At 70.6% G+C, this 12849-nt stretch carries 11 protein-coding genes and 1 pseudogene; 8 read left to right on the plus strand and 4 right to left on the minus strand.

Going from position 1 to position 12849, the window contains the following annotated elements; genetic code table 11:
- Positions 1-42 precede the first annotated feature (42 nt).
- Together BLT23_RS04960 and BLT23_RS04965 are read right to left on the minus strand one after the other, a co-directional pair.
- Complete coding sequence (locus BLT23_RS04960) at positions 43-834, minus strand: lysozyme (RefSeq protein ID WP_090046103.1); 792 nt, start codon at positions 832-834, stop codon at positions 43-45.
- Between the two features lie 42 nt (positions 835-876).
- Complete coding sequence (locus BLT23_RS04965) at positions 877-1716, minus strand: aldo/keto reductase (protein ID WP_090046848.1); 840 nt, start codon at positions 1714-1716, stop codon at positions 877-879.
- 78 nt (positions 1717-1794) lie between these two features.
- On the opposite strand from BLT23_RS04965, the gene BLT23_RS04970 reads away from it, so the two are divergent.
- Positions 1795-2688, plus strand: coding sequence for a LysR family transcriptional regulator (locus BLT23_RS04970; RefSeq protein ID WP_090046105.1), 894 nt, complete (start codon positions 1795-1797; stop codon positions 2686-2688).
- Between the two features lie 150 nt (positions 2689-2838).
- On the opposite strand, the pseudogene BLT23_RS42230 reads toward BLT23_RS04970, so the two are convergent.
- Both BLT23_RS42230 and BLT23_RS04980 read right to left on the minus strand, forming a co-directional pair.
- A pseudogene (locus BLT23_RS42230) lies at positions 2839-3474 on the minus strand (pentapeptide repeat-containing protein); the annotation flags it as partial.
- A 67-nt stretch (positions 3475-3541) separates the two neighbouring features.
- Complete coding sequence (locus tag BLT23_RS04980; protein ID WP_090046107.1) at positions 3542-4420, minus strand: hypothetical protein; 879 nt, start codon at positions 4418-4420, stop codon at positions 3542-3544.
- Between the two features lie 72 nt (positions 4421-4492).
- Here BLT23_RS04980 and BLT23_RS04985 point away from each other — a divergent pair, with 72 nt between their 5' ends.
- The 7 genes from BLT23_RS04985 (at position 4493) to BLT23_RS05015 (ending at position 12687) form a co-directional block, all read left to right on the plus strand.
- Positions 4493-5314 (plus strand): SAM-dependent methyltransferase, encoded by an 822-nt coding sequence (locus tag BLT23_RS04985; RefSeq protein WP_090046108.1) that lies wholly within the window; start codon positions 4493-4495, stop codon positions 5312-5314.
- Between the two features lie 54 nt (positions 5315-5368).
- Positions 5369-7534 (plus strand): putative bifunctional diguanylate cyclase/phosphodiesterase, encoded by a 2166-nt coding sequence (locus BLT23_RS04990; protein ID WP_176946610.1) that lies wholly within the window; start codon positions 5369-5371, stop codon positions 7532-7534.
- A gap of 20 nt (positions 7535-7554) precedes the next feature.
- Entirely contained in the window at positions 7555-9357 is a 1803-nt protein-coding gene (locus BLT23_RS04995) for a glycoside hydrolase family 15 protein (protein WP_090046110.1), read from the plus strand.
- 78 nt (positions 9358-9435) lie between these two features.
- On the plus strand, positions 9436-10029 hold the full coding sequence (locus tag BLT23_RS05000; RefSeq protein WP_090046111.1) for a DUF3558 domain-containing protein: 594 nt from the start codon (positions 9436-9438) through the stop codon (positions 10027-10029).
- A gap of 122 nt (positions 10030-10151) precedes the next feature.
- Positions 10152-10523 carry a hypothetical protein gene (locus tag BLT23_RS05005; RefSeq protein ID WP_090046113.1) on the plus strand — a complete coding sequence of 124 codons (372 nt, stop codon included), beginning with the start codon at positions 10152-10154 and terminating at the stop codon, positions 10521-10523.
- A 17-nt stretch (positions 10524-10540) separates the two neighbouring features.
- Positions 10541-11872, plus strand: coding sequence for a PPE domain-containing protein (locus tag BLT23_RS42005; RefSeq protein ID WP_090046115.1), 1332 nt, complete (start codon positions 10541-10543; stop codon positions 11870-11872).
- 8 nt (positions 11873-11880) lie between these two features.
- Positions 11881-12687 carry an ESX secretion-associated protein EspG gene (locus BLT23_RS05015; protein WP_090046116.1) on the plus strand — a complete coding sequence of 269 codons (807 nt, stop codon included), beginning with the start codon at positions 11881-11883 and terminating at the stop codon, positions 12685-12687.
- The last annotated feature ends 162 nt before the right edge of the window (positions 12688-12849 follow it).

The raw sequence follows: 12849 nt of genomic DNA on the forward strand, positions 1-12849 counted from the left end.
CGTACTGTCACACAGTACGAAGGGCCCCCGCGTGCGGCGGGGTCAGCTGGCGGCCAGGCGTTGTAGTTGGGGGTGGGCGCCGTTGAAGAGGTTCTGGTCGCCGGGGAAGACGCCCTCGGCCTGCCACTGCCAGATGGTGTGGAAGTCGAACCCGGCGGGCAGCGGGCCGAGCTTCGAGCTGTAGTGCGCGATCCACAGCGGGTGGTCGTCGCCGAACTTCACCGAGCCGCCGACGCACCTGTTCCACCAGGTCGTGGACGTGTAGATCGTCGGGTGGCGGCCGGTGCGCGCGACGACCTCGTCGCTGAACGACTTCACCCACGCCGTCATCGTCTTCTGGTCCATGCCGTAGCAGACCTCGCCGTACGGGTTGTACTCCAGGTCCAGCGCGGGCGGCAGCGTCCTGCCGTCGGGTGACCAGCCGCCGCCGTTGCCGACGAAGAAGCTCGCCTGCTCGGCTCCGCCCGACCGGTCGGGCAGGGCGAAGTGGTAGGCGCCGCGGATCATGCCGATCCGGTAGGAGCCGTCGTACTGCTGGGTGAACCTCGGGTTCCGGTAGTGGGTGCCCTCGGTGGCCTTCACGTAGGCGAACCGCGCCCCGTCCTCCCACGCCTCCCGCCAGTCGACGTCACCCTGGTGGCTGCTGACGTCCATGCCGGGCACCTTGCCGGCTGTGGGCGGTGACTCGCCTGTTCTCGGGGCGTCTGTGCCCTCGTGCTTGAGGATCTGCGAGCCGGCGGTGTGGTCCGCGGAGCCCTCCTGCGAGGGCTCCGCGACGGCCGGGGCCGGCGTCAGGCCGGTGACGATCGCGACGATGCTGATCAAGGTCCGCATGGAGTAGATCGTGCGACCAAACGGATGAATTTTCTACCGGGGTCACCCGTCCAGGCGGGACAGCTCCTCGGCGGTCAACTCCAGGTGGGTGGCGGCGGCGGAGTCGGTGATGCTGGCCGGCCGGGAAGCACCCGGAATGGGGATGACGACCTCGGACTTGGCGAGCATCCACGCGAGGCAGACCTGGTGGGCGCTCACGCCGCGGGCGTCGCCGACCTCCTTGAACGGGCCGCTCAGCGACCCCGCCTTGCTGATGCCGCCGAACGGGCTCCACGGCAGGAACGCGATGCCGAGCTTGTCGCACAGCTCCAGCTCCGGCTCGCTCGACCGGAACGACGGCGAGAACTGGTTCTGCACGGACGAGAGCCGCCCGCCGAGGACCTCGTTGGCCTGGACGATCTCCTCGGGGTTGAAGTTCGAGACGCCCGCGTAGCGGATCTTGCCGCTGTCCAGCAGCTCGCCGAGGACGCCGACCGACTCGGTGATCGGCACGTTCGGGTCCGGCCGGTGGAACTGGTACAGGAAGATCTGCTCGACGCCGAGCCTGCGCAGCGACCCGTCGACGGCCTGGCGCAGGTACTCGGGCCTGCCGTCGCGGGCCCAGCCGCCACCGGCCTCGCGGGTGTGGCCGCCCTTGGTGGCCACGAACACCTCTTCCGAACGGCCCTTCAGCGCCTCGGCGATCAGCTCCTCGTTGTGCCCGAAGTCGCTGTCGTCGAGCGAGTAGGCGTCGGCGGTGTCGATGAACGTCACGCCCGCGTCGAGCGCGGCGTGGATGGTCTCGATCGACCGCGCGCGGTCCGGCCTCCCCTGGATGGACATCGGCATCCCGCCCAGGCCGATGGCGCTGACTTCCGTTTCCCCGATGCGACGCTTCTGCATGACCACCACTCTGGACCCTTTCGATTAAGCTGTCCAACGCAAGGATGTGATCCCATTCAGCAACGTGGGTGATGAATCGTGGAGCTCAGACAGCTGGAGCACTTCCTCGCGGTTGCCGAGGAGTGCCACTTCACCAGGGCTGCCAAACGCTTGCGCATCGCCCAGTCCGGTCTGTCGGCGTCGATCCGCGCGCTGGAGGTGGAGCTGGGCGCTCCGTTGTTCCTGCGCACCACCCGGCAGGTCGAGCTGACCCAGGCCGGGCAGGCGCTGCTGCCGGAGGCGCGCAAGGCGCTGTGCAGCGTCGAGTCGGCGCGCGACGCGGTGGCCGCGGTGCGGGGGCTGCGGCGCGGCACGTTGTCGGTGGGCAGCCTGCAGTGCCTGCACGTCGTGCACCTGCCCGCGGTGCTGGCGCGGTTCCACGAGATCCACCCCGGCGTGGAGCTGCGGATGCGGCAGTCCGGCAACGCCGAGTTGGTGGAGGAGGTCCGCGCGGGCCGGCTCGACCTCGCGTTCGTCACGCGGCAGCCGAAGATCGCCGACGACCTGCGGGTGTCCACTTTGGCCAGTGAGCCCCTGGTGCTCGCGTGCGCGCCGGAGAGCCCGTTCGCCCGGCGGGAGTCCGTCGGCCTGGCCGAGCTGGCCGGTCAGCCTTTCGTCGACTTCAACCCCGACTGGGGCACCCGCGACGAGGCGGACCGGGCTCTGGCCGCCGCCGGTGTCGAACGCCGGGTCGCCGTCGAGGTCAACGACGTGCACTCACTTCTTGACTTCGTGGCCTTCGGGCTGGGGGTCGCCCTCGTCCCGCAGTCCTTCACCGTCAAGACCGACCGCGTGCACTTCGTCGGGCTGAGCGGGGACGTTCCCGTCGCCGAGACCGTCGCCGTCACGGGCGACGACGTCGGCGCGGCCGCCGTCGTCCTGCTCGACCTGGTTTTCCAGGCGCGGGCCGGACGGCTGAGGGCTGCCGGCTAGCGCCCAGCCCTCGTGCAGGGTCCGCATCGCCGTGCCCTCCAGCACCTCCAGCTCACCGCGCTGCTCGGGCGGTGCCGGGTCCGTGAGGGCCAGGAACGTGCCGACCTTCGCGCCGCGGAAGTCGACCCGCTGCTCGAAGGTGACCTCGGTGAACGCGATGCCGCCCTCGAAGTGCGCCTCGGGCAGGGACAGCCTGCCGTGGAAGGTCGCGCCGGAGAACAACGTCGTCCTGCGGACGTGCAGCCTCCGGAACTCGGTGATGCCGTAGAAGTGCGCCCTGCGCGCGATGAACCTGTTGACCCGCCTGCCTTCCAGCCGCAGGTACTCCAGCGCGGCACCGGTCAGGTCGAGGTCGTAGTACTCCTTCTTCTTGTCGCCCCACGACAACAGGTCGCTGATCAGGCGCTGCGCGGTGCGCCGGACCTGTTGCTCCCGCTGGATCTCCGGTGAGACCTCGGTGAACACCGTGTCCGGGTCGGCGGCGTTGCCGTCCCACGACGGGTGGTGGAACGGGCGGCGCAGGTACGCGCACAGGACGTCGAGCACGGTCTGCGTGTAGCGCCGCTCGGAGTTCGCGAGCCACACCAGCGCGTGCATCGCGCCCACCCGCACCTGGTCGGCCTCGTTGCCCAGCATCTCGACCGAACGCGCGAACCGTTCGTCGGCGACCTTCTCGGCCTCCAGGAGGTGCTTGCGGTCGTTGAGCCACAACGCGTACAGCGCCACGACGGCACCGCCCGCGACCCCGGCGGTCTTCACGATCTCCACCGGCGGCGCCTTGACCATCCACAGCGCCACCGCGGTGCCGGCGGTGACCAGGGCCGCGGAGAGGACCGCGAGCAACCACTTCACGTCAGTTCCTCCACGCGTCCGGAAGATCGGGTTCCACGGCGAACGTACAGCCGTCCGCCTTCACGTCGGCCCACCGCGAGCCCGCGAACTTGGTCTCACCGCCGAACTTCGTGTCCGTGAACACCGCCAGCCCGTTCGACGTGAACCGGCTGAACCACGCCTTGCCGCGGATCTCGGTGTGGTGCATGTGGAAACGGCCGTTCGCCGTCGCCTCGGTGACGTAGAAGTGGCCGTGGACCACCATGTGGTGGAAGGAGGTCGAGTCCTCGAACGTGGCGACCCGCAGGTACAGGTCACCGACCTGCCGGTACGACAGGTCCATGAACTCCAGGTGCGCCTTGGTGAGGTTGAGGTCGTAGAGCGGCGGGTTCTTCTCCTCCAGCCGCGGCAGCAGGTCCTCGATCAGCCGCTGCGAGGTGAGCCGGACCTCCAGCTCGATCTCGGTCGCGTCCCGGTCGGTGTCCTCCGCCCGTTTCTTGAACGGCCGCCGCAGGTACGCGCACAGGATGTCGAGCACGGTCTGCGTGTACTCGACCCTGGACTTCGCCAGGCCGGCCAGCGCGTGCATCGCGCCCACCCGCACCTGTGCGGTCTCGTGGCCGAGCAGCTCGACGGCGCGCGCGAACCGTTCGTCGGCCACGCGGGACCTGTCGTGCTCGATGCGCTGGCGCTCCAGGTCCTGGCGCGCTTCCTCGACCTTGCGGCGCCGGTCGTTGAGCCACAACGCGTACAGGGCGACGATCGCGCCGCCGGCGAGACCACCGGTCTTGATCGCCTCGTGCTTCGGCGCGTTCGGGTCCACCAGCAGCAATGCGCCGCCGACCAGCAGAAACGCGCCGATGGAGGCGAGGATCGTGGACAGCAGCAAACTTTTCTTCACGAGGTCCGCATTCTGCCAACGGGCGGGTGCATCATGGGGCGGAACGGATCCGAACGCTAGTGGGGTGAGCGGGTGGAGCGGCCGAACTGGGCGCCGGGGGACATCGACCTGGAACGGCCGAGCGTCGCGCGCGTGTACGACTACTGGCTGGGCGGGGCGCACAACTTCGCCGCGGACAGGGCCACCGCGCAGAGCATGCTCGAGAAGATGCCCGAGATCAGGACCGTGGTGCTCAACCACCGCGCGTTCCTCCGCCGGGCGGTCCGCTTCCTGCTCGCCAGGGGCGTGCGGCAGTTCCTCGACCTCGGCTCCGGCATCCCGACCGTCGGCAACGTGCACGAGATCGCCCAGGCCGCCCACCCGGACGCCGGGGTCGTCTACGTCGACATCGACCCGGTCGCCGTCGCGCACAGCCGGTCGCTGCTCAGCGGCAACGACCGGGTGAGCGTGCTGCAGGCCGACGTGCGCGACGCGCTGGGCGTGCTCTGCTCACCGGAGGTGACCGAGCGGCTCGACTTCACCCGGCCGGTCGGCGTGCTGATGATCGCGCTGCTGCACTTCGTGTCGGACGAGGAAGACCCGTGGGGCATCATCGGCCGCTATCGCGACCACCTGGCGCCCGGCAGCTACCTCGCGCTGTCCCACGCGGGCTACGACGAGACCGACGTGGAGTCGGCGGCCTCCGTCGAGGCGCGCCGGATCTACGACCGCCAGGTCACGCGGTCGACGTTGCGCGACCGGGAGGAGATCACCCGCCTGTTCGACGGGTTCGCGCTGGTGGAGCCCGGTGTGGTGCGGGTACCGGCCTGGCACCCGGAGTCCCCGGCGGACGTCGGGGAGCCGGATCGGCGCTTTCCCGGCTTCGCGGCGGTGGGCCGGGTGGTCCGGAGATGACTGCGGAGGGCAACCGCCCGTATGCTGCGCGTTCGTGGTGTCAGGGCCGAGCAGATGACCGGACGGGTTGACCGGCGGGTGGGTGAGGGCCGCCCGACTCCGGATCCGGCCGTGCTGGCCGGTGCGGAGGCGTTCGCGCGCAGCTGGGCGACGGCGGTCATCGGGTCGAGCTACGTCCCGATGACGCGGGCCGAGGTCGCGCAGCACCTGCAGGACCTCACCGAGCTGCTCGTCGAGGCGCTCTTCGCCACCCCGTTCCGCACCGCGCCCGGCTACGAGATCGGCTCCCGGCTGGTCGACGCGCACTTCACCGGCACCGACACGCTGGGCCGCACCATCCAGCTGCTCGGCGACGGCCTGCTGGTGGAGCTGGGTTTCCCCGACGACGAGAAGCTGCGAAGCCGGCTCGCCGCGTTGCAGGGCTCGCTGTCGGCCGGGTACGCCCGCGCGCTGCGGGAACGCACGCTCGCCGAGCAGGAGGCCATCAGGGCCGCCGTGCTGGACGCCCGCGACCAGGCGGAGGCGATGCTGCGGGCGTCGGAGGCGCGGTTCAGGGCGATGTTCACCGAGGCCGCGATCGGCATCGGCATCGCCGACGTCGACGGCCGGATCCTGGACGCGAACCAGGCGTTGCAGGACATGCTGGGGTTCTCCGTCGAGGAGATGCGGCAGTACAACATGCGCGACCTCATGCACCCCGAGGACGCGGGCAGCGTGTGGCGCCTCTACGACCAGCTCATCACCGGCGAGTGCGACCACTACCGGGCGGAGAAGCGCTTCCACCGGGCCGACGGCGAGCAGGTGTGGACGCACCTCACGCTGTCGCTGGTCCGCGACGACCACGGTGACCCGCAGTACCAGGTGGCGATGATCGAGGACGTCACCGACCGGCACCTGCTGCAGAACCGCCTGCGCTACCAGGCGTTGCACGACCCGCTGACCGGGCTGCCGAACCGGGCGCTGTTCCTCGAACGGCTCGGGCGCGTGTTCAACAACCGCGGCAAGCACCTGCGGGCCGGGCTCTGCTACCTCGACCTGGACGGCTTCAAGGTCATCAACGACTCGCTCGGCCACGACACGGGCGACCAGCTGCTGGTCGAGGTGGGCCGCCGGCTCGACCACTCCGTGTCGGGCGAGGGCAAGCTGGTCGCGCGCATGGGCGGCGACGAGTTCGTGATCCTGGTCGAGGGCTCGTCCGGTGAGCAGGACATCGTCGACGTGGCGGCCAGGGTGCTGACCGAGCTGGAGGCGCCGATCCGCATCGCGGGCCACGAGCTGTCGGTGTCGGCGTCGATCGGCATCGTCGAACGGCAGCTGTCCGGCACCACGTCGGCGGACCTGATGCGCGACGCGGACATCACGCTGTACTGGGCGAAGGCGGACGGCAAGGCGCGCTGGGCGATGTACGACCCGGAGCGCAACGCCAAGGAGGTCGCCCGCTTCACGTTGTCCGCCACCATGCCGCGTGCGTTGGAACGCGGTGAGTTCTACGTCGAGTACCAGCCGCTGGTGCGCTTGCAGGACTCGCGGGTGGCGGGCGTCGAGGCGCTGGTGCGCTGGCAGCACCCGGAGTTCGGGCGGCTGGCACCGGACCGGTTCATCGAGCTCGCCGAGGAGACGGGCCTGATCGTCTCGCTGGGGCGCTGGGTGCTGCGCAAGGCGTGCGAGGAGGCGCGGCGCTGGCTGGAGGAGTTCGGCGACGCGGCGCCGTTCGTGTCGGTGAACCTCGCCGTGCGGCAGTCCCGCGACCCCGAGCTGGTCCGCGACGTCAAGCGCATCCTCGACGAGTGCGCGCTGCCGCCGCACCACCTGCAGCTGGAGCTGACCGAGTCGGCGATCATGGGCACCGCGGACGAGCCGCTGGAGGCGCTGCGGGCGTTGTGCGACATGGGGGTGCGCATCGCGATCGACGACTTCGGCACCGGCTACTCGAACCTCGCCTACCTCAAGCACCTGCCGGTGCACGAGCTGAAGATCGCGGGCTCGTTCATGGAGGGTCTGCGAGCCGAGAACGAGGAGGACCCGGTCGACTCGCAGATCGTCGCGACGCTGGTCCAGCTCGCGCACGCGCTCTCGCTGGGCGTCACGGCCGAGGGCGTCGAGACGCCCGCGCAGGCCGCCCGGCTGCGGCGGCTGGGCTGCGACACGGGCCAGGGCTGGTTCTTCGCCCGGCCGGGGCCGCCGGAGAACATCGACAGCCTGTTGCGTGGTGATCTTTAGAGCGGGGAACACGAAAGGGCATGAAGCCACTGGCCCTGGTCGTGCTCCTGCTCGTCATGTCCGCACCGGTCGCCCGCGCGGCGGCCGAGGTGGTGCCGCTGCCCGCGGACAAACAGGCGTTCGGCACGGCCAGGTCCACCGCCAGCCCCGTCTGGTTCACCCTGGGCCACCAGGGACTTTCGGAGATCTTCCACCCGGACCTGAGCACGCCCGCGACCCGCGAGACGCGGCTGCTGGTCGACGGGAAACCGGGGCAGGCGCACACCGAACCCGCTGACACGAAATCGTTGACGTTCCGGCAACGGCTGCGCGGCGACGGCTGGCACGGCGAGATCACCTACGTCACCGACCCGCAGCGGGCGGCCGTGCTGGCCGAGGTGGAGGTCACCGCCCAGCGGCCCGTCCGGTTGTCGATCGACCACGTGCCGCTGAACGGCGGCACCGGCGAGGTCGTCAGCACGTTGCCGACCGAGCCGGTGCGGCACGCGCACGGCACGTTCGTCGTCGGTTTCGGCGAGGGCGTGGCGAAGGCCGCGCTGCGCAAGGGGTTCGGCGCGGCGGCGCGGGAGTACGCGCAGGGCTGGCGCACCTATCTGGACGGGCTGGAGCGGCCGAAGTCGGCTGACCGCAGGCTTTACGACATGTCGGTGATGGTGCTGGCCGCCACGGAGGACAAGACGCACCCCGGCGCGTCGATCGCCTCGCCGAGCTTCCCGTGGGCGTTCGGCACCGACCGCGAGCTGGCGCCGGAGCTCGGCCCGTACGCGCTGGTCTGGCCGCGCGACCTCTACCACGTGTCCACGGCCATGATCGCCGCGGGCGACCGCGGGTTCGCCGAGCGCTCCCTGGACTTCATGCTGCGCGAACAGCAGCAGCCCGACGGCCACCTGCCGCAGAACACGCGGGTCGACGGCACCCCGGTGTGGACGAAGGTCCAGCTCGACCAGGTCGCCGCACCGCTGCTGCTCGCGTGGCATCTCGACCGCCGCGATGAGTCCACAATGGACGCACTGCGGCTGTCGGCGGACTACCTGCTGAGCTACCCGAACGCCCCGTTCAGCGAGCAGGAGCGGTGGGAGAACCAGGACGGCTACTCGCCCGCCACCATCGCCTCGGCCGTCGCCGGGCTGGTCTGCTTCGCGGACCTGGTGCGGCGCAACGGGGAGAACGGCGACCGGTACCTGGCCGTGGCCGACGACTGGCAGCGGAAGGTCGACGGGTGGACGGCGACGCGGACCGGCCCGTACGAGCCCAAGCCGTACTACCTGCGCGTCACCAAGGACGGAAACCCCGACGCCCCCACGAAGTACAACCTCGGCGACAACAACCCCGCCGACATCGACCAGCGCGCCGTCGTCGACCCCAGCTTCCTCGAACTGGTCAGGCTGGGGCTCAAGCGGGCGGACGACCCGGTCGTCACCAACACCGTGAAGGTCGTGGACCGGCAGCTGAAGGAGCAGGGCTACTGGCACCGGTTCACCCAGGACGGCTTCGGCGAGACCGCGGACGGCGGTCCGTGGGGCATCAACTTCCCGGTTCCGACGCGCACGTACGGGCGGCTGTGGCCGTTGCTGAGCGGCGAACGCGGCGAGTACGAGCTGCTCGCCGGCGACAAGGCGACCGCCGCCCAGCGCCTGCGGCAGATCGCGGCCGTCGCGAACAGCGGCCTCATGCTGCCCGAGCAGGTGTGGAACGGCAGGGGGACGACGTCGGCCACCCCGCTCGCCTGGACGCACGCGCAGTACGTGCGGCTGGCGTGGTCGCTCGACGCGGGCCGTCCCGTGGAACGGCCCGACGTCGTCGTGAACCGCTACGGGAGCTGACCGCACGGGGACGGTGAAGTGGCGCAGGCCACACCGTCCCCGGCCACGGCCGCGGGTCCATTCGGTACGTTGACCCGCATGCGTCGTCTCGCCGTCCCATTTCTGCTGGCAGCGGTCCTGACCGGGTGCACGTCGACGGAACCGGGGACGCCCGAGTCGGGTGGCCCCACGCCGACGGCCGGACCGTCGACCGGGACCTCGACCGGTTCCCGCGCCATGAACAGGCCCAAGTCGGTCGACCTCACGGCGCTCGACCCGTGCTCGCTCTACACCGACGAGGTGAAGACCGCGCTCGGTGTCCGTCTGGTGACGCCGCGCGACCCTCTGCCCGACTACGGCGAGGGAAGCAAGACGTGCAGCAACAACTACGAAGATCCCGCGTACTCTTCGTCGATCTACACACTGCTCAACGGCGGTGTCGACCGGCTCAAGCAGACGATCGGTGAGGCGGAGCTCGCCGCGGTGCGGGTCGCGGGCTACCCGGCGTACGTCGACAAGCGCGACACCGCCGCCGGTCCGGCCTGCGATGTTTACGTCGATGCCAATGACGGGCAGTTGTTGCTGGTGAACGCTGTCGGAGGGTTCGGAGAGGACGGAGCCACTGTGGACGGGGCCTGCGAACGGGCGACCGGGCTCGCGAACGCGGTCGGGCCCGTCCTCGCGACTCGCTGACGGATGAGCAGAACTACTCGCTTGTACCGGGAACCGGTCACTCGCGTCATGCATCAGAGCTAAAGTCGTTCCAAAAGCACACGCGGCCCAAAACTGGGGGGCCGTACCGAGGAGGGTGTGCCGTGCATCTCGCGGACGGAGGAGGCGGCCGTTCGGCGCCGCCGGAGTTCGGGCAGCGCAAGCTGAAGGTCGAGCCACACGCCATCCCGCAGGCGCGGGCCGCGTTCCAGCGTGCCCTCGACGAGTTCGACGCCAAGATCAAGCCGGCTGTCCACGACCTGCCGACGCGCCCCTGGGCGGCCGACCCGATCAGCGGTGAGACGGCGAAGGCGTTCAACGAGCAGACCTCGGACAAGGCGCTGACCGCGCTCAAGACCTACCGCGCCCAGCTCGTCGGCGTGATCGAGCAGCTGACGATGATCGAGGAGCAGTACCGCCTGATCGAGGGCGACAACGCGGCCATGTGGGGCAAGCACCTGCGGGACCAGGACTGAGAGAGGGGGCCTGACCGATGACCGAGCACCGCTTCCAGGGGTACGGACACCCCGAGCTGTACAAGATGATCAACTCCGGTCCCGGCGTCTCCGCCTCGATCCCGGTGGAGCAGGGCTGGAAGCAGATCGCCGCGACGCTCGCGCAGATCGACGGCGACCTGCACGAGGGCCTCGCCAAGATGGGCGCGGACTGGGAGTCCGACGCCTCCGACACGGCGCAGACCGCGCTGTCGCCGCTGGCCGAGTGGGCCGGGTTCGCCGAGACCGGCGCGACCACGATGGAGAGCTCCGCGCGCCTGCAGGGCGAGTTCATCGCCGACGCGCGCAAGAAGATGCCCGAGGTCGTGCCCGTCACGACCGAGAAGCCCGGCCTGCTCGACATCGCGGCGGGCGCGCTGACCGGCCCGGTCGGCATGGCGCACGTCGTGAGCCAGCAGCTCGACCACGAGCGGCAGGAGGCGGCGGCGGACAACGCGGCGGCCCAGGCCGTCAAGGTCATGGAGGACTACCAGGCCGACAGCCGCTGGAACTCCTCGACGCTCGGTGAGATCCCGAACCCGCCGCAGGTCGTGATCGACACGCCGCCGCCGGGCGACTCCGGCAACGGCAGCACGCGGGTGGGCTTCACCTCCCCGACCGGCTACACGCCGAACGGCACGACGACCACCCCGTCGTGGACGTCGTCGCCGACGCCGAGCACCGGCAACCCCGTCTCGCCGACGTGGACGCCGCCGACCTCGACGCCGACCAACACCACGCACGTCTCCTGGACGCAGCCGCCGGTCTCGCCGCCGGTGAGCACGCCTCCCCCGGTGACGGGTCTGCCGACGCCTGCCCCGACCCCGACTCCCACCCCGGTTCCGCCCGGTGGTCCCGTGTACACGCGGCCTCCCACGACCGGCGTTCCCGGCACCAAGCCGGGTGGGCCGAACCCCGGCCAGAACACCGGCCAGCCCGGTGGCGGCAAGGGCACGAGCGGTGGCCTGCGCGGTGGTCTTCCCGGCGCCGGTGGCGGCAAGGCGTTCAGCCCGATGTCCGGGTCGCTCGGCTCGTCCGCGCAGCAGGGCGTGATGAAGCCCGGCGGCATGGGTGCGGGCATGGGCTCCGGCCCCGGCGGCACGGCCGGCGGTCCCGCGGGTGCGGGCGGCGCGGCGGGTCGTGGTGGCGCGGCCGGTGCCGCCGGTCGTGGTGGCGCCGCGGGCGTCGGCGCGGGTGGTGCCCACGGTCGCGGTGGCCAGGGCGAGGAGGACATCGAGCACAAGGCGGCCGACTACCTGGTCGAGACCACCGACGTGTTCGGCGACGACCGTCTGGTGGCACCGCCGGTCATCGGCGGCTTCTCCGAGTGAGCACGTGAATGAGCCTGTTCGGCGGTCCGGCGGAGAGAGAGCCGATCACCCTCTCCGCCGAGGAGTTCGACGTGGTGTGGGAGCGGCTGAACGCCGGTCCCATGCCGCTCGTCCTCAAGGTCCCTTCGCCCGGTAAGACGCGGGACGAGCGCCTCCAGCTCGAGAACCGCGTCTACCGGCAGCTGGACCACCGCGGGCTGGGCAACTCGCGCGGCCTCTCCGGTGAGCTGGAGGGGCTGCTGCGGATGTTCGTGAAACCCGAGCGGGAGGCGGACGGCCGCCTCTGGCTCGGGCACAGCCTGCGCGTCCTCGCCGTGGCGAACGGCGACCGGGTCGCGCTCGCGACGATGCGGGACGACCAGCTGACGTTCCAGCCGTGGGAGGGCTCCGGGCTCGCCTCCGCGGTGCTGTCCGTGCTCCCCGCGCACCCCGCCGGAACCGGACTGTCGGTGACGCTGCCGAGCGCCGACGTCGAGAGGGCGATCTCCCGGACCGACGGCTCGCCGAAGTCGCTGGAGGCCGAGTTCCGCGGCGTCGGCCTGCGTGAGGACGACGCCAAGGCGCTGGTGAAGATGTTCACCGGCATCCAGCACACCGGCAACTTCGGTGCCGCCGCCCGCGACAAGTACGGCAAGCGCTGCCGGCCGGAGCGCGTCGTCGCGTTCTTCGACACCGAAGAGGGCCGGTACCTGCAGCAGCGCCGTGCGTCGAACGGCCAGCCGCCGTGGAGCACGTTCACCCCCACCGACAACCGCCGGATGCTGCACCAGGTGGACGGGCTGATCGACGAGGCTGCCGGTTCCGCGGGCGGCTGATCCGGCAGCCGCCGGAAACCCCTGCGGCGCCAGGAAAAGGCTTCGCCGTCGATTGTGAATTTCAGGAAAACCGTCCAATCAAGACGTCTCAATTGTCCAAACAAGACGCTTTCGGTGTCCAAAAGGGACGATTTGAGTGTCGCCGTCATCTCCGCCGTGACG

The organism is Lentzea fradiae, from assembly GCF_900100955.1.
In the GTDB taxonomy this organism is placed as follows: domain Bacteria; phylum Actinomycetota; class Actinomycetes; order Mycobacteriales; family Pseudonocardiaceae; genus Lentzea; species Lentzea fradiae.